Source organism: Lentzea tibetensis (assembly GCF_007845675.1).
Taxonomy (GTDB): Bacteria; Actinomycetota; Actinomycetes; order Mycobacteriales; family Pseudonocardiaceae; genus Lentzea; species Lentzea tibetensis.
In genome coordinates this window covers 1-15,547 of the sequence record NZ_VOBR01000004.1, presented here as the reverse complement: position 1 = coordinate 15,547, position 15,547 = coordinate 1, and the positions used below count along the sequence as shown (strand labels likewise).

Annotated in this window: 16 protein-coding genes; 6 read left to right on the top strand and 10 right to left on the bottom strand. The window is 71.8% G+C overall.

What is annotated here, in order from left to right; all coding sequences use genetic code 11:
• Nucleotides 1–44 precede the first annotated feature (44 nt).
• The 3 genes from FKR81_RS06400 to FKR81_RS06390 all read right to left on the bottom strand — a co-directional run bounded on the left by FKR81_RS06400 (nt 45) and on the right by FKR81_RS06390 (nt 2,990).
• Nucleotides 45–1,232 (bottom strand): arginine deiminase, encoded by a 1,188-nt coding sequence (locus FKR81_RS06400; RefSeq protein WP_146350374.1) that lies wholly within the window; start codon nt 1,230–1,232, stop codon nt 45–47.
• Between the two features lie 180 nt (nt 1,233–1,412).
• The gene (locus tag FKR81_RS06395) at nt 1,413–2,198 is read right to left on the bottom strand and encodes a CPBP family intramembrane glutamic endopeptidase (protein WP_235921348.1); all 786 of its coding nucleotides are present in this window, start codon (nt 2,196–2,198) and stop codon (nt 1,413–1,415) included.
• 21 nt (nt 2,199–2,219) lie between these two features.
• Complete coding sequence (locus FKR81_RS06390; RefSeq protein WP_146350015.1) at nt 2,220–2,990, bottom strand: DUF2470 domain-containing protein; 771 nt, start codon at nt 2,988–2,990, stop codon at nt 2,220–2,222.
• Nucleotides 2,991–3,050: 60 nt separating this feature from the next.
• Between FKR81_RS06390 and FKR81_RS06385 the strand changes: the two genes are divergently transcribed.
• Nucleotides 3,051–3,527, top strand: coding sequence for a hypothetical protein (locus FKR81_RS06385; RefSeq protein WP_235921347.1), 477 nt, complete (start codon nt 3,051–3,053; stop codon nt 3,525–3,527).
• 32 nt (nt 3,528–3,559) lie between these two features.
• Nucleotides 3,560–4,009 carry a hypothetical protein gene (locus tag FKR81_RS06380; RefSeq protein ID WP_222598188.1) on the top strand — a complete coding sequence of 150 codons (450 nt, stop codon included), beginning with the start codon at nt 3,560–3,562 and terminating at the stop codon, nt 4,007–4,009.
• On the opposite strand, the gene FKR81_RS06375 is transcribed toward FKR81_RS06380, so the two are convergent.
• The 6 genes from FKR81_RS06375 to FKR81_RS06350 form a co-directional block, all read right to left on the bottom strand.
• The gene (locus FKR81_RS06375) at nt 4,006–5,142 is read right to left on the bottom strand and encodes a VWA domain-containing protein (protein ID WP_222598187.1); all 1,137 of its coding nucleotides are present in this window, start codon (nt 5,140–5,142) and stop codon (nt 4,006–4,008) included. The two genes, FKR81_RS06380 and FKR81_RS06375, sit on opposite strands and share 4 nt — an antisense overlap.
• Before the next feature lie 403 nt (nt 5,143–5,545).
• The gene (locus FKR81_RS06370; protein WP_235921346.1) at nt 5,546–7,690 is read right to left on the bottom strand and encodes a DUF5682 family protein; all 2,145 of its coding nucleotides are present in this window, start codon (nt 7,688–7,690) and stop codon (nt 5,546–5,548) included.
• On the bottom strand, nt 7,687–8,769 hold the full coding sequence (locus tag FKR81_RS06365) for an ATP-binding protein (RefSeq protein WP_222598186.1): 1,083 nt from the start codon (nt 8,767–8,769) through the stop codon (nt 7,687–7,689). The genes FKR81_RS06370 and FKR81_RS06365 overlap by 4 nt, the downstream gene beginning before the upstream one ends.
• Complete coding sequence (locus FKR81_RS06360) at nt 8,766–10,178, bottom strand: DUF5691 domain-containing protein (RefSeq protein WP_146350011.1); 1,413 nt, start codon at nt 10,176–10,178, stop codon at nt 8,766–8,768. Before FKR81_RS06360 ends, FKR81_RS06365 begins: the two co-directional genes overlap by 4 nt.
• Nucleotides 10,175–11,347 carry an SWIM zinc finger family protein gene (locus FKR81_RS06355; RefSeq protein ID WP_146350010.1) on the bottom strand — a complete coding sequence of 391 codons (1,173 nt, stop codon included), beginning with the start codon at nt 11,345–11,347 and terminating at the stop codon, nt 10,175–10,177. Before FKR81_RS06355 ends, FKR81_RS06360 begins: the two co-directional genes overlap by 4 nt.
• Nucleotides 11,348–11,380: 33 nt before the next feature.
• Entirely contained in the window at nt 11,381–12,544 is a 1,164-nt protein-coding gene (locus FKR81_RS06350) for a homogentisate 1,2-dioxygenase (protein ID WP_146350009.1), read from the bottom strand.
• 174 nt (nt 12,545–12,718) lie between these two features.
• Here FKR81_RS06350 and FKR81_RS06345 point away from each other — a divergent pair, with 174 nt between their 5' ends.
• The 4 genes from FKR81_RS06345 to FKR81_RS43350 are packed head-to-tail and all read left to right on the top strand — an operon-like array spanning nt 12,719 to nt 15,409.
• Nucleotides 12,719–13,477: a hypothetical protein gene (locus FKR81_RS06345; protein ID WP_146350370.1), complete on the top strand. Its 759-nt coding sequence runs from the start codon at nt 12,719–12,721 to the stop codon at nt 13,475–13,477.
• Nucleotides 13,474–14,640 (top strand): fumarylacetoacetate hydrolase family protein, encoded by a 1,167-nt coding sequence (locus tag FKR81_RS06340; RefSeq protein WP_146350008.1) that lies wholly within the window; start codon nt 13,474–13,476, stop codon nt 14,638–14,640. The genes FKR81_RS06345 and FKR81_RS06340 overlap by 4 nt, the downstream gene beginning before the upstream one ends.
• Nucleotides 14,640–15,272: an IclR family transcriptional regulator gene (locus tag FKR81_RS06335; RefSeq protein ID WP_146350007.1), complete on the top strand. Its 633-nt coding sequence runs from the start codon at nt 14,640–14,642 to the stop codon at nt 15,270–15,272. Before FKR81_RS06340 ends, FKR81_RS06335 begins: the two co-directional genes overlap by 1 nt.
• The gene (locus tag FKR81_RS43350) at nt 15,269–15,409 is read left to right on the top strand and encodes a hypothetical protein (RefSeq protein ID WP_186762807.1); all 141 of its coding nucleotides are present in this window, start codon (nt 15,269–15,271) and stop codon (nt 15,407–15,409) included. Before FKR81_RS06335 ends, FKR81_RS43350 begins: the two co-directional genes overlap by 4 nt.
• Nucleotides 15,410–15,422: 13 nt before the next feature.
• On the opposite strand, the gene FKR81_RS06330 is transcribed toward FKR81_RS43350, so the two are convergent.
• Nucleotides 15,423–15,547 (bottom strand): integrase core domain-containing protein (locus FKR81_RS06330; protein WP_146350006.1); only part of this gene is annotated, 125 nt, incomplete at its 5' end.

Sequence of the window (15,547 nt, the reverse complement as noted above, 5' to 3'; positions counted from 1 at the left end):
AACGTGTGTTTGGAAAGGTAATCCAAACAAAGGTTAGGCATTCCTCACACAAGCGGTGCGCGGTCAATCGGGCACGACATGCAACGGGGTCCGCCGCGGCCGGAGCCGAGCTCGGAACCGCTGATCCGCAACACCTCGACGCCCGCCGCCTCGAGGCGCTCGTTCGTCTCGACGTTGCGCTCGTACGCGACGACCAGACCGGGGCCGACCGCGAGCGTGTTGTTGCCGTCGTCCCACTGCTCGCGTTCCGCCGTCACCGGGTCGAGGCCCGTGTCGATCACGCGCAGGCGTTCGATGCCCATCGCCTCGGCGGCCGCGTCCAGGAACGGGACCGGACCCGCGACCGTCACGCCGCCGTTGCCGTCGGACTTGAGCGGGAACGCCGACAGGTTGTTGCGGATCGCCGGGTACATGACCACCGCGTCGCGGTCGACCATCGTGCACACCGTGTCCAGGTGCATGGTGGCGCGCTCCTGGGCGATCGGCACCGCCAGCACGGTGTGCGCGAGGCCGTCGGACAGGGCGGAGCGGGCGAACGACTCGGCACCGGCCGGGGTGGTGCGCTCGCCGACGCCGATCGCGATGACGCCCGGCGCGAGCAGCAGCACGTCGCCGCCTTCCAGCGGCGCCGAGTGCGCGCCGTACGCGCGGGCCGTCTGGCGGAAGCGCGGGTGGTAGGCGTAGATCAGGTCGGTCAGCGTCGTCTCGCGGTCGCGCGCGGGCAGCGCCAGCGACGTGATGGCGACGCGGTCGCCGACCCACACCGACGAGTCGCGGGTGAAGAGCAGGTTCGGCAGCGGGTCGACGGCGAAGTCGATCGGGTGGTGCATCTTGCGCACCAGCGACGCGCCCTCGGCCGCGGGCAGCTCCTCGAACGTCATGCCGGTCATCAGCACGGTCGCCAGCTGCGGGGCGTCCAGTGAGGTGAGGTGGCTGCGCAGCGCGTCGGCCAGGTCGATGCCGAGGCGGCGCTCGTTCACCGCGCTGTGGATGCCCGCGATGCGCGCGCGGTTGTCCTCCAGCGCCTGGACCAGCACGTCGGCCAGGAGCAGCACCTCGACGCCGCGCGAGGTCAGCACCCCGGCGAACGCGTCGTGCTCCTCCTGCGCGCGGTCGACCCACGGCACGCCGTCGAAGAGGAGCTGGTCGTTGTTGCGCGGGGTCAGGCGCTTCAGCTCAGCGCCTGGACGGTGCAGCAGCACCGTGCGCAGCGGCCCCACCTCGCTGTCCACCCTGGGGGCCGCGGAAGGGCGAGCTTCGGTCTCGGCGATCGTGTGCGCAGTCACGTGATGAGGGTAGCCCCGAACAGCACAAATCGTCGCCTGTCAGGCCTCAATTTGACTGATATCGGTGGTCGTTTGGATCAGATCCAGCGATTCGTTAATCAGAAGCTGATAAGTAGCATCGGAACGTTACGGCAACCAGCTCACTTTGCCGCGCAACAACGTGTAGCCCACGAAAGCCACCACGTCGAGGATGGTGTGCGCGAGCACCAACGGCCACAGCCGGTTGGTCCGCTGCCAGTACCTGCCGAACACCAGCCCCATGATCACGTTGCCGATGAACCCGCCGAACCCCTGGTAGAGGTGGTAGCTGCCGCGCAGCACCGCGGCGATCAGCAGCGACGAGTTCTCGCGCAGGCCCAGCTGCCGCATCCTGGTGATGAAGTACCCGACCACCAGCACTTCCTCGGCCCACGCGTTGCCCGCGGCGTAGAGCACGAGCACGACGCTGCGCCACCACGACTCGTCCAAAGTGGATGGCTGGACGGCCAGGTTCAGGCCGAGCTGCCACGCGACGAAGTAGAGGACCAGGCCGGGGATGCCGATCACCGCGGCGAGGCCGAGGCTGCCGAGCACGTCCGGCCCGATGCGGGTCCGGTCGAGACCGACCTTGATCGCCGCGCGCCACAGCAGGTACAGGCCGAGCCCGCCCCACGCGGCCAGCTGCACGACGCTGAGCAACTGCGCGATCAGGTCCAGCAGGTCGAACCGCGCCTGCGGGACGTTGATCGCGACCGACTGCTGGTTCAGCGGCACCGGTTCGAGCAGGCTGTCCAGCAGGCGCACGAGGCTGCGCAGCCCGGACAGCCCCAGCGTCATGCTGAAGACGATCAGCAGCTCGATCACGTAGCCGCGCTTCTCCTCGTTCGGGAGCAGCTCGACCTCGCGCGGGCGTTCGGATGCCAGCCAGTTCACGGCGGCGACGTTACCTGTGGATCACACCGATCTCTGGGTGAGGAACGGGCAGCCCATCAGCCTGCGCAGCTCCGCGCCGAGCTCCTTGGGCGTGTCCACCGGTCGCGAGAACGCGATGCGCACGTCGTGATCGGAGTCCAGCTCCTCGACGCGCAGCCGCAGGCCGTACCGGTCGAGGCCGAGCGGCCGCACGTTCCCGCCCTTGAGCTGGTCCGGCAGGTGCCTGGCGAGCTGGCTCACGACGTCCGGGTGCGCGATCTCGAGGTGCCGCAGCCAGTGGTCCTCGCTGCCGCAGAACGGATCCGGCTGCGCACTCGCGAACTGCTCCGGCCGCAGCGACGACGTGCCCTCGGCGTCCGCGACGACGAGCGACGCGGGCGTGAGCCGCAGGACCGTCGCGCCGTTGCCCGCGTCGAGCAGCCGGTGGTCCGGCTTGGCGTCCGCGACGGCCAGCACCTCGTCCCGCGCCGCGGTGCCGTCGAGCGCCTGCACCCAGCCGGTGATCCACAGCAGCCCGCGGGTCGGTTCGCGCAGCGGAACCGGCGCCTGGTCGGCGATCTCGAGCATCGCGGTCGCCTCGGCACGTGGCGTCTGCCACAGCGTCGCGACCAATGGGTGGGAGTCGGGGAGCAGCAACACCGTCGTGCCGCAGGGGTGCACGTGATGCAGCAACGGGCTGGTCCGCGTGCCGGACTGCGGAAGCAGCGCGGCAGGACCACTGCGCGCAGCGATGGTGCGCGCGCGTTCGGCCGGGTGTGGCGCCGGCGGCCGCCGTGTCTCGGTGTCGCTCATAGTTAGGCAAGGCTAACTTAGCTTCGCCACTCGACGGAAGCCTCCGCTGTACCGTGTCGGGTGGAGGTTGCCGTGGTCGTGCCGAACAAGCCGTCCACCGACAGGGCGGCTGTGAAAGACCAGTGGACCCAGCACTGCCTGGACCGCGCAAGTCGGCGCGCGCTCTGGTGGACGCTGGCCGCGATCAGCGCCTTCGGGCTGCAGTTGGTGCTGGTCTTCGTCCTCTCCTGGTCGTCGGCGCTGGCCTTCGTCCTCTTGATCTTCGCGGCCGTCGTGCTCTTCGTCGTGCTGCGTCGCCGCCCGCTGCGATTACCGGCGGGCGAACCCTGGCAGTTCGCCGAAGCTCGGTGGGAGGGCGGCAGGCTCGTGGTGCTCGGCTCGCCCCCGCTGATGCTGTCCGTGCGCGTCGGCCCGCTGGCCCGCAGCCGTGTCACACGTCACCGTCGCGTGTGGCTCGTCGCGCCGGACTCGCGCGGCAACACCGTGGTCACGTTCCGAGGTGTACCCCGTCTTTTCGAGGCGAGGGTGTTTCGTTGATCATCTGGCCGGAAACCTCAGGAGATGTGGACTTGGACTCGTGGAGCGGGAACTGCCTGGCGGGGGCAGACCGGCGCGCGGCCAAGTTCCTCGGTCTCGCACTGGCGTGCGGCGTGGTCGTGATGGTCATCGGCGTGCCGTGGATCGCCGTGGTGTCCGTACCGGTGATCATCGAGCTGGCCGCTCCCGGCCTGCGGCACCTGATCGCCCGCCGCAAGGTCCGCCGCCTGATGTCCGCGCGGGAGTGGCGTCCCGTCGACGTCCACTTCGTGCCCGGTCGCCGGATCGGCCGGTCCGCCTACCTGGAGATGGACGGCTCCGACCGCTCCTACCTGCGGCTGCCCGAGATGCCTGAACGGGTGCGCGTGCTCGTGCGGCACTCGCGGCGGGTGTGGCTGGCTGGTCCGGACGACCGCGGCCGCGCCGTGGTCATCACGTCCGGCCGCCCGTTCCTGACGCTCGGCCGCATCGTCGTCCGCTAGCGGCGCACCGCGATCCCCTCGTCCTCCGCCCACGCCGTGAGGTCGTCCTTGCGCAGCGCCGCGGCCATCAGCTCGGGGAACCTGTCCGGCGTGCACGCGAACGCGGGCGCGCCGATGGCCGAGAGCTTCGCCGCCAGCTCGTGGTCGTACGACGGGGTGCCGCTGTCGCTCAACGCCAGCAGCACCACCACGGTCACGCCGCTCGCCACCATCTCCCTGACCCGCCGCTGGAGCTCGTGCTCGGAGCCGCCCTCGTAGAGGTCGGTGATCAGCACGACCGTCGTGTCCGTCGGCCGACTGATCAGCGTCTGCCCGTACGCGACCGCGCGGTTGATGTCCGTCCCACCGCCGAGCTGCGCGGAGAACAGCACGTCGACCGGGTCGCTCAGCTGGTCGGTCAGGTCGACGACCTCGGTGTCGAACACGACGAGCTTCGTGCTGAGCGACCGGATCGACGCCATCGCCGAACCCAGCACCGCCGCGTGCACCAGCGACTCGGCCATCGACCCGGACTGGTCGACCAGCAGCACCACGTCCCGCAGCGCCGCCGTCCGACTGCGTCGCCGGTACCCGACCAGGTCCTCGACGACGACCGTCGCGTGCTGCGGCTGGTAGTTCTTCAGGTTCGCCCTGATCGTCGCGTTCCAGTCGACGTCGGCCAGCTGCGGCCTGCGCGTGCGCTGCGACCGGTCGACCGCGCCGCGCACCGCCTCGACCAGCCGGTCCGCGATGCGCCGCTCGACGTCCTCGACGACCTTGCGCACCACCGCTTTCGCCGTTTCGCGCGTGCGAGCCGGAATCGCCTGCGACAACGACAGCAGCGTGCCGACGAGGTTCACGTCCGGCTCGACCGTCGCCAGCAGCTCGGGTTCGAGCAGGAGCTGCTTCAGGCCGAGCTTCTCCACCGCGTCCCGCTGCATCACCTGCACGACGCTGGTCGGGAAGTACTTGCGCACGTCACCCAACCAGCGGTGCAGCTGCGGCTGGCTGCCGCCCAGGCCAGCGCCGCGCTCGCCGCCGCCGTACAGGCCGGTCAGCGCCGCGTCCCGGTGCTGGTCGTCCTCGCCCAGCGCGGAGATCTCCTCGGCGCTCGGGCCGAGGAGCAACCGCCACCGCCGCAACCGTTCGCTCACGCCGCCACCCGCCCAGCCGCGCGCCCGCCGCGCTGCTTCCACGAGCCGACGACCGTCTCGGCCCGTCTCGGCAGGGTTCCTGCAAAGTCGTTGTGTTGGTCGGGCGGGGATTCCGAGCAGTGGCCGCGTGGCGTTTGTGGCTCTGCGTCGGAGTGTGGTGGTGATGTTGGTGGCTCAGGCTTGGCGCAGTGCGCTGATGGCGGGGTTGCGCAGCCCGGCGATGGCGCGGTGCGCGGTGTCGCAGCAGGCGTGGTTGTGCTGTTCGCCGCCCGCAAAGCAGCCCCCGCCCGCCCTGGGGGGCGTCCCCTGCTCCAGTCTACCGGCCCTTGACCTGCGGAAACTGTCATTCGGCGATCTGTGGACAACTGAGCGGTTGTGGACAACTCGCGATCATCGGGCGTGTTCATGCCAGCAGCTCCCGCACGTGCGTGGCCAGCCGTTGGGCGATGGCCTCGTCCCACTCGTCGTCGACCGGCTCGACGGCGCCCGCCGACACCCGCTCGCCGAGCAGCCGCCGCTCGGCCGGGCTGAAGTCGCTGATCGCCCTGCGCAGCAGCGGCAGCGCGTCGTCGAAGTCCGCGGTGCGCAACGTCGTCAGCCAGTCGTCGATCAACCCGAACAGTCGCTGGTCCGCCGCGAGCAGCGTCGCCGAGCCGCGCAGGAAGCCCGCCACGAACGCGGTCGCCACGGAGCGGTGCAGCTTCGCCGCGACCGCGTCGCCGTCCAGCTCGCCCGCCTCCCACAGCAGGCGGGTCGCCCGGCCGGTCGGCAGGCCGTGCGCGTCCGGTGTCGCGGCGAGCTTCGCCAGTGCCGCCCACCAGGTCTGCTGGTGAGGCTCGTCGGCGCCCAGGCGCACCGCCTCGTGTGCACCGTCCACAACGGACAGTGCTTGCTCGGCGGTCTCGTCGTCGACGCCGCGGCATGCAAGCGGCAGGCCGACCGCACCGCGGGCGAGCAGGCCGTGCAGTGCGACCCGCAGCAGCTCGGGATCCGTGCCGCGCACCGAGCCGTACCGGACGGTCCGCGCGAGCTCGGGCAGCGCGGCCAGCAACTCCAGGGCGTCCGTCGCCGCCGCGGCGCAGCGGTCGAGAGCCACCCGGCCGGCCTCGACGGCCTCGGGCAGTTCGCATCCCACCGCCCGCGCGAGCACCTCGGCCGCGCGGGCGACGCGGTCGGCCTCGTCGGCCTGCTGGCGCAGCACGGTCTCCGATGCGGACGCGACGGTCGTGCCGTGGCGTGCGGCGACGGCCACCGACACCGCGAACGCCGGGTTCCACGCCAGCTGCCACATCTCGGCGAACGTGCCCAGCGAGTTCGTCCGGTCCGGCTTGCCCCACGGCACGCCGAGCACCTCCAGGCGCCGCAACAGCTTCGAGCGCTCCCGGTCGTTCTCCTTGCGCAGGTCGAGCCGCAGTTGCTTCGGCTCCAGCTGCGGTGGCAACCGAAGCCGCTTCTGCAGCCGCGCCAGGTCCGCGGCCAGCGGCGAGCGCGGCACGTCGTCGCCCACCGAGCCGAGCCGTTCGCCCACGACGAGCTTGCGGTGCACCAGGCGCAACGGCACCTCGTCGCCGCCGCACAGCACCGCGAGCGCCGCGTCGGTCACCTCGGACAGGCCGGGCGACGGGCGTCCGCGCAGTGCGGCCAGCACGTCCGCGAGCCGGACCGCCTCGACGGCCGACGCCGTGGACGCGGGCAGGTCTTCGGAGCGCAGCACGCTGCACGCGCGGGCGAACCAGCGCGGCACGACGTCCGAGCGGTGCTCCCACAGGTGCGCGTACCAGCCGGGCGAGTCGACGCCGGCGCCGTAGCCGGACTCGGCGGCCAGCTGGCCGTGGCTCCACGGCACCCACGTGCCGGACACCTTGCGCCGGGGCAGGCCCTTCAGCAGCGCGTTGTCCGAGGTGGCCGTCGGCAGCGGTCCCGTCAGCGCGGGCACGTGCCACGCGCCGCACACGACGGCGACCTCACCGGGGAAGTCCTTCAGCGCCTGACGCAGCGACCGACGCATGAACGCCTCGCGGCGCAACGTGTGCTCCCCGACCACGCCCGACACGCCTTCCACCAGCGACGAGCGCACCCCGGACATCGCTTCGGCCACCGCGGAAGCCAGCGAGATGGGGTCGCTCGCGCTGTGCTCGACGACGTCCTCCCACCACCGCTCGGGGTCGTCGAATCCGGCGGCCTCGGCCAGCAGCGCGATCGGGTCGACCGAGCCGCCCGAAGCCGAGTCGGCGGACAGCGACGCCGCGGCGGGCAGGTCGAAGAAGCGCACCGGGACGTCGTTCGAAGCAGCCCAGCGCAGCGCCTGCCACTCCGGCGAGAACTCGGCGAACGGCCAGAACGCGGCCGACGACGGGTCCGACTCGTCGTGCAGCAGCACGGCGACCGGCGGCGTCAGCGACGGGACGTGCGGCAGCAACGCGTCCGCTTCCGGCGGGCCTTCGATGAGGACCACGGAAGGGCGCACGCGCTCCAGCGCCGCCGCGACCATGCGGGACGAGCCGGGCCCGTGGTGCCGGATTCCCAGCAGCGTGACCCGATCGGTCACGAAACCAGGTCCTGGCAGGCGCGGTAGAGGTCACGCCACTCGGCACGCTCCTTCAGCACCGTCTCCACGTACTCATGCCACACCGCCGCGTCCGACACCCGGTCCTTCACCACCGCACCGAGCAGCCCGGACGCGAGCTCGTCCGCACCGAGCCTGCCGTCGCCGAAGTGACCGGCCATCGCCATGCCCGACGCGATCACCGAGATCGCCTCGGCCGTCGACAGGCTGCCGCTCGGCGACTTCAGCTGCGTCCGGCCGTCCACGGTGGACCCGTTGCGCAGCTCGCGGAAGATCCGCACGACCCGGCGCACCTCGTCCAGAGCCGGCGGCTCGGCTGGCAGTTCCAACGCCTTGCCGAGCTGGGTCGCCCGTGCCACCACGATGTCCACCTCGGCGTCCTCGGTCGCGGGCGGCGGCAGCACCACGGTGTTGAAGCGCCGCGCGAGCGCCGACGACATCTGGTTCACGCCGCGGTCGCGGTCGTTCGCCGTCGCGATCACCGTGAAGCCCGCCACCGCCTGCACCTGCGTGTTCAGCTCCGGTACCGGCAGCGATTTCTCGGACAGCACGGTGATGAACGAGTCCTGCACCTCGGACGGCATGCGGGTCAGCTCCTCGACGCGCACCACCGCGCCGGTCCGCATGCCGCGCAGCACCGGCGACGGCACCAGCGCGTTCTCCGACGGGCCCTCCGCGATCAGGCGCGCGTAGTTCCAGCCGTAGCGCACCTGGTCCTCCGACGTCCCGGCCGTGCCCTGCACGACGAGCGTCGAGTCGCCGCTGATCGCCGCCGCCAGGTGCTCGGACAGCCACGACTTCGCCGTGCCTGGAACGCCGACGAGCAGCAATGCGCGGTCGGTCACCAGGGTGCCGACCGCGATCTCGACGAGCCGCCGTTCGCCCACGTACTTCGGCGTGATCACCGTGCCGTCCGGGAGCGTCCCGCCGAGCACGTACGTCACGACCGCCTGCGGCGAGAGCCGCCAGTTCGACGGGCGCTGCCTGTCGTCGGCGGCCGCGAGCGCGGTGAGCTCGGCGGCGTACTCCTGTTCGGCCGTCGGCCTGAGCACGGCGGTCACATGTCCTCCTGGTTGAACGACTCGCGAAGTTTCATCCGCAGGCGCAGCACTTCCAGCTCCAGCGTGTTCTCCGGCCAACGCTCGGTCAGCACGGCCCACTGCGCGCCGAGCACGTCCGCGTCACCGCGCGCCAGCAGCACCGACGGCGGACGGCCGCGGCGCCAGCGCGGATCGGGCAGGGCCGCGTACCGGTGCAGCAGCGCCCGCGTGGTTTCCGCCGACCACGGCGACGGCAGCTGCGCGCACGCGTGGTCGAGCAGGTCGTAGTTCCAGCTCGCCGACACCGCGACCACAGCCTGCTCGGCGACCTCGTCCGGCAGCGCGCCCAGCATCTCCAGCTGCTCCATGCCGGTCAGCGTCTGCGCCGCCGCTACCGCCCACGGCCGCGGGTCGTGCGCCGCGCCCAGCCGGTCCGCGACGCCGCGCAGCAGCGCCGACGCCCACGTGCCCTGCCGCAGCACCCGCGCCGCACCGGCCTCGTCCGTCTCCAGCCGAGCGGTCCAGTGACTCGGCGGAACGCTCGCCGCCGCACCCCTGATCCGGCCGGCGACGCCCTTCTCCGAGCCGTCCCGCATCAGGTCGCGCTCTTCGCCGGCGTCCGGCTGACGCGTCCACAGCTCGTCGGTCTGCACGTCGAAGCCGTCGTCGGTGAGCCAGAGCCCGCGCCCCAGCCGGTCCTCGGCGCGCTGCGCCAGTGAACTGCCCGGCAACTTGCGCAGCAGCCGCAACGCCTCGTCGTGCACGGCGCTCGACCGGTCGTCGAGCGCCAGCTCCAGCAGCTCCTCGTCATCGACCCCGAGCCCGATCTCCAGCGCGCTCACCAGCACCTGGCGGTCGGACGCGCGGCGCTGGACGTCGAACTGCTCGGTGATGAACGCACCGGTGCCCGCCGGATCGAACGCCCGCTTGCGGCGCAGCGCGCGAACCCGTTGCGCGCTCGGCAGATCGAGCACGTCGTCGAGCGGGATCTCCTCGACCGCCTGCGGCGAACCCAGCGCCCACGCCCAGCCCTCACGGGTCGCGGCGAGCCAGCGGCCGCGTGGCCCGAGCACCTCGGTGATCGCCGCGCGCAGACCGGGACGGGCGGTGCCGATCGCGAGCAGCACCGGCAGCTTGCGGTGCTCCGCGACGACCCGGTGCGCCCTGGCCAGCGCGCACCACTCGGTCAGCAGCACCTCGTCGTCCAGGCCGAGCACCGCGTCCAGCACGGCGACCGCCGCCTGGTTCGGCAGGTTCGGCGTCGGAGGCGCCTCGGCGATCGGCAGCGCGTCGACGACCGGCGGCACGGTCGCACCGAACGCGGCCACGCCGAACGCGGCGCAGTCGTCGAGCAGCCGCACCGGATCGCCGCCGCCCCGGTTCGTGCCGACGAGCAGCGCCTGCACGGTCTCGTGCCACCGCTGCCTCATCCGACCACCTCCGGCGGTCCGCCCGGCGACGCCACGGCACCGACGCGGAAAGCGCGACCGTCCCACAGCCCCCACGCGTCGAACGCGGCGCCACCGGTGATCGCCAGCGCCGTGTCGAGCGCGCCGTCGTCCCGCACCGCCACGCCGCGGCGTTCGGCGTCGACCAGGTGCCCGCCGGCGAACCGCACCGACGCGCACGTCAACGGGAACAGCCGCGCGAACGGATCACCCGCGATCAACGGTTCCAGCCCGGCGAGCCCGCCCCGCCACGACGGCGCGACCGGGATCGGCTCGGGTGTCCTGCTGCCCACCAGCTCGCCCAGTGCGACGCGAAAAGGCGCCGCGCCGGGGTACGGGTGCAGCTCTGCTGCGCTCTCCATCCCGTGCGGCAACAGCGGCACCGGCACGCCGATCGCCGAGTGCCGCACGCCGACGACCCACTCGCCGCGCTGCCTGCCCCACGCCCACTGCCGGATCGTGCGCACGCGCCCGTCGTCGCTCTCCGCGCGCATCAACGGGATCCAGCGGTCCGACCACCCCTCGGCGGACTTCACGCTCTCCTCGGTCACCGTGAGGCCCAGCCGCCACGGCGGCTGCACGCGCGTCATCAGGTGCAGCGAACCGAGCCGGTCCGCGGCCTCGACCGTCCAGTGCGGGCCGCCGCGCGCGACGACCTCCTGCAGGTCTGCCACGGCCGAGGCCAGGCCGGGTGTCTGCGCGTCGATCATGCGGGCCGTGATGTTCCCCCACCACGCCGCGTTGCGACCCGGCAGCGACGCCGTGCCCGCCCCTGCGACGTCCACGAGCCAGTCCGACAGGCCGGCCACGCCGCCCGCCATGGCCGACGACCGCGCCTCCACGCGCGCCGACCGTGCGCGCGCACGGCGTTCCACCGCCTCAGGAGAGTCGTCGAGAGGCTCGCGCCGCCTGCGGGTGGTCCACTCCTCCACCCACGGCGGCGGCAGCGCCTCCGGCGGTTCCAGCTCCTGCAGCCCCACCGCGTGCTTGCACGGGTACTGCCGGGACGGGCAGCTGCACTTCGCGGTGCCCGCGGCCAGGTCGACGCACACCTGGTACGGCACCTTGCCGCTGCCCGAGTACAGGCCCCACCGCACGGGCGGGGACGAGCCGAGCCCCTGCCAGCGTCCGGGAACCAACCGTGGTCTCACACCTGAACGCTATTACCCGGCACCGACAAAAAATCAGCGGCGGGCCCACGTCCAGGCGTAGCCGGGGTCTTCGCAGGCCTCGGCGGCCTCGCCGAGCTCCAGCGGGCGGAAGGTGTCGACCATGACCGCGGTCTCGTCGAAGTAGTCGACGCCGAGCGACGCCTCCACCGCGCCGGGCTGCGGGCCGTGCGTGCAGCCGGACGGGTGCAGCGACATCGAGCCGATGCCGATGCCCGAACCCTTGCGCGCCTCGTAGTTGCCGCCGACGTAGAACATCAGCTCGTCGGAGTCGACGTTCGCGTGGTTGTACGGCACCGGCACGGCCAGCGGGTGGTAGTCGACCTTGCGCGGGCAGAACGAGCACACGACGAAGTTCGGGCCCTCGAACGTCTGGTGCACGGGCGGCGGCTGGTGCACGCGGCCGGTGATCGGCTCGAAGTCGCGGACGTTGAACGCCCACGGGTAGAGGCAGCCGTCCCAGCCGACGACGTCGAACGGGTGGTTGGCGTAGGTGAACTTCGTGATGCCCGCGCGGTGCCGCACGAGCACGTCGACGTCCTCGCCTTCGACGAGCAGCGGCGCGGACGGCCCGCGGAGGTCGCGCTCGCAGAACGGCGAGTGCTCCAGGAACTGCCCCTTGGCTGACAGGTAGCGCTTGGGCGGCCCGATGTGCCCGGTCGCCTCCAGCACCAGGATGTTCATGGGCTGGGACGGCACGACCCGGTAGGTGCAGGACGTCGGGATCACCACGTAGTCGCCGTCGCCGACGGTCAGCGCGCCGTAGATCGTCTCGATCACGCCCGCGCCCGTCTGGACGTAGAGCAGCTCGTCGCCGAACGCGTTGCGGTACAGCGGCGACGGCGCGGACGCGCGCACGAAGTTGATCGCCACGTCCGGGTTGCCGAACAGCTTGCGCCGCCCGGTGACGGCGTCGACCTCGTCGGAGGCCCAGGTCAGGTCGCCTGTCTTGAAGTGGCGGGGCTTCAGGGGAAGGTTGGGGGAGACGGGTCCGCGCTCGTCCTTGACGACCTCGGCGGCGACGATCGCGGTGGGCAGGTACCGGTGGTAGAGCAGTGCCGAATCGTTCGAGAAACCCTCGACTCCCATCAGCTCTTCCGCGTAGAGGCCACCGTCCGGTTTGCGGAACTGGGTGTGGCGCTTTCGGGGGATCTCCCCGACCTGGCGGTAGTAAGCCATCGCTCTCTCCGGGCGTTCGATTAACGGACATCTTTGTTCAGTTGCCGGTACACGGCTAGCGTGTCAGCCGTGTCAAGCGCTGTCGAACTTCGTGCGCCCGGTCCGCGCGGTACTCCGCCCCTGCTGGCAAGGCTTGTAGACGACGCCGCGCTCTTCCCTCCGGGGAACGCGGCCATGCCCGACGCGGTGCGTCAGCACCTGGACGGGCGAGTCGGTGAGTGGTCCGGTGTCATGGGGCTCTTCCTGTGTCCGGCCTCGCGGCTCGCCGAGCTCATCACCGAGCTGATCAAGGTGAAGCCGGTGAAGCCGCTCGCGCTCTCCCTCGTGATCGACACGGGCCTCGGCGGTGTGCCGAAGGCCGTCTCGATCGTCGAGTCGCGCAGTGAGTTGCTGGCGCTGCGCATGGTCGAGATGCCCGCGCCGTCCGATGTGGACGAGGTGTGGCTCGAGCGCGTGTCCGAGTTCGTGCCCGAGGACGTCATCCGCGTCGTCGAACCGCGGCGCGGTGGCGCCGAGTGGCTGGACGGCGTGCAGCGCGTGATCGAGCACGGCAGCTGGCCCAAGCTCCGCTGCGGCGGACTCAGCCAGGAGAACTTCCCGAGCGTCGACGAGGTCGCGGACTTCCTGTCCGTCGTCAGCGGCGGCGGCGTGGCGTTCAAGGCGACCGCCGGTCTGCACCGGGCGGTGCGGCACTCCGACGAGCAGGGCTTCACCCACCACGGATTCCTGAACCTCCTCGTCGCGACCGCGCGTTCGCTCGCGGGCAAGGACGTCCGCGAGGCGCTGGCCAGCACGGACGCCGAGGCCCTCACCAAGGAGGCCTCAGCGCTGTCCGACCAGGCGGCGCACGCGGTGCGCGGCGTCTTCGCGTCGTACGGCTCGTGCTCGCTGTCCGAGCCGGTGCAGGACCTGTCCGAGCTGGGGCTGCTGTGAGCTGGATCGGCGACGCCGCGTTCAGCGAGGACCAGCCGTTCGGCCCGCAGACCCTGCCGTACGGCGTGGTCGCGGAAGGCGTCGCGATCCGCGTCGGCGACTCGGCGCTGCCGCTGCGCGGGCTCGCACTCGGCCCGCGCATCGGCGACCTGGTCTCCGGTGACTCGCTCAACCCGCTGCTGGCCGCGGGCCGCCCGGTGTGGAGCGAGCTGCGCGCCCGGCTGCGTGAGATCGTCGCGTCGGCGTCCGCGCCGCGCGGTGCCTCGCTGGTGCCGATCGACACCGCGGTGCTGCCGTTCCAGGTCGCGGACTACGTCGACTTCTACTCGTCGCGCCACCACGCGGAGAACGTCGGCCGGATGTTCCGGCCCGACGGCGACGCGCTCACCCCGAACTGGACGCACCTGCCGATCGGCTACCACGGCCGCGCCGGCACGGTGTACGTCTCGGGTACGGACGTCGTGCGGCCGTCCGGCCAGCGGCGCACGCCCGAAGGCATCGTCCACGGACCGTCCGAGCGGCTCGACATCGAGGCCGAGGTCGGCTTCGTGTGCGGCGGCCCGGTCGCCTCGCGCGTCTCGACCTCGCGCGCGGCCGAGCACGTCTTCGGCGTGGCACTGGTGAACGACTGGTCCGCGCGCGACATCCAGGCGTGGGAGTACCAGCCGCTCGGCCCGTTCCTGGCGAAGTCGTTCGCGACGTCGATCAGCGCGTGGATCACGCCGCTGGAGGCGTTCTCGGTGGCGCGCGTGGCGCCGCCCGCGTTCGACCACCCGGTGCAGGACTACCTGAAGTGCGACCAGCCGTGGGGCCTCGACATCAACATCGAGGTCACCCTCAACGACACCGTGGTCGCGCGCCCGCCGTTCCGCACGATGTCGTGGACGTTCGTGCAACAGCTCGCGCACATGACCGTCAACGGGGCTACGGTTCGGCCAGGAGACCTCTTCGCATCCGGCACGGTCTCCGGTCCGGAGAAGGACGAGCGCGGGTCGTTCCTCGAACTGTCGTGGGGCGGCAAGGACCCGTTCTGGCTGAAGAACGGTTCCTCGCGGTCGTTCCTCGAGGACGACGACACGGTGACGCTCACCGCGACCGCGCCCGGCGAGGGAGGTTCCGTCGTCGGACTGGCCGAGGTGGTCGGGACGGTTCGGAGCGCGTGATGGTCGGAGCCACCAAGGAGAGCTCGCTGACGCTGGAACGGGGCCTCGCCCTGCTCCAGGCCGTCGCCGAGGCCGAGTCCGAAGCACCGTCGATCTCCGAGCTCGCGGCGGCGATCGGTGCGTCGCGGGCGGCGGTCTACCGGCTGCTGGTGCCGTTGCAGTCCCGCGGACTGGTGCGGCGCGAGGGCTCCAAGGTGCGGCTCGGACTCGGGGTGCTGCGGCTGGCGTCGAACGTCCTGCCGCAGCTGCGGATGGCCGCCAACCCCGCTCTGCGCGCGTTGGCCGAGAAGGTCGGGGCCACCGCGCACCTGACCGTGGCGGACGGGTCCGAGGCTCAGGCCGTTGCCGTGGTCGAGCCTTCGTGGACCGCGTTCCACGTCGGGTATCGCGTGGGGTCGCGGCATCCCGTGCACCGCGGGGCCGCCGGCAAGGCGATCTCGCTGCACACCGACAGCTGGGTCAGCTCCACCGGTGAGCTGCAGCCCGGTGCGTACGGCGTCGCCGCCCCCGTGCGCGGCGTGCCCGGACTGCGGGCGTCCGTCGGCGTGGTGGCGCTGGAGAAGCTGGACGGCGACGTCGTCGGTCCGCACGTGGTGCGCGCCGCCGAGGAAGTGGCAGCGGCGCTCAAGTGAAGAAGCTCCTCCTCGTGCTCGAGGTCAGCGCGTGGGGCACCAACCGCGACGCGAAGGGGCGTCCGGTGGTGAACGCCCCCGGTCGCGAAGTCGAGGAACTGGCCGTGCGGCTGGCCAAGACCCAGCTACCGCACTAGATGTATCTGGTCATCAGGTTGGTGACAGTCGGCTGATGGGCGGGCAGCCTCCGAGCGCGCTGTGGCGGCGTCGAGTGTTGTAGTACTCGAGCCAGGGAGCAAGGGCGGCAGTGCGCTCGGTGTTGCTGGTGAAGGCCT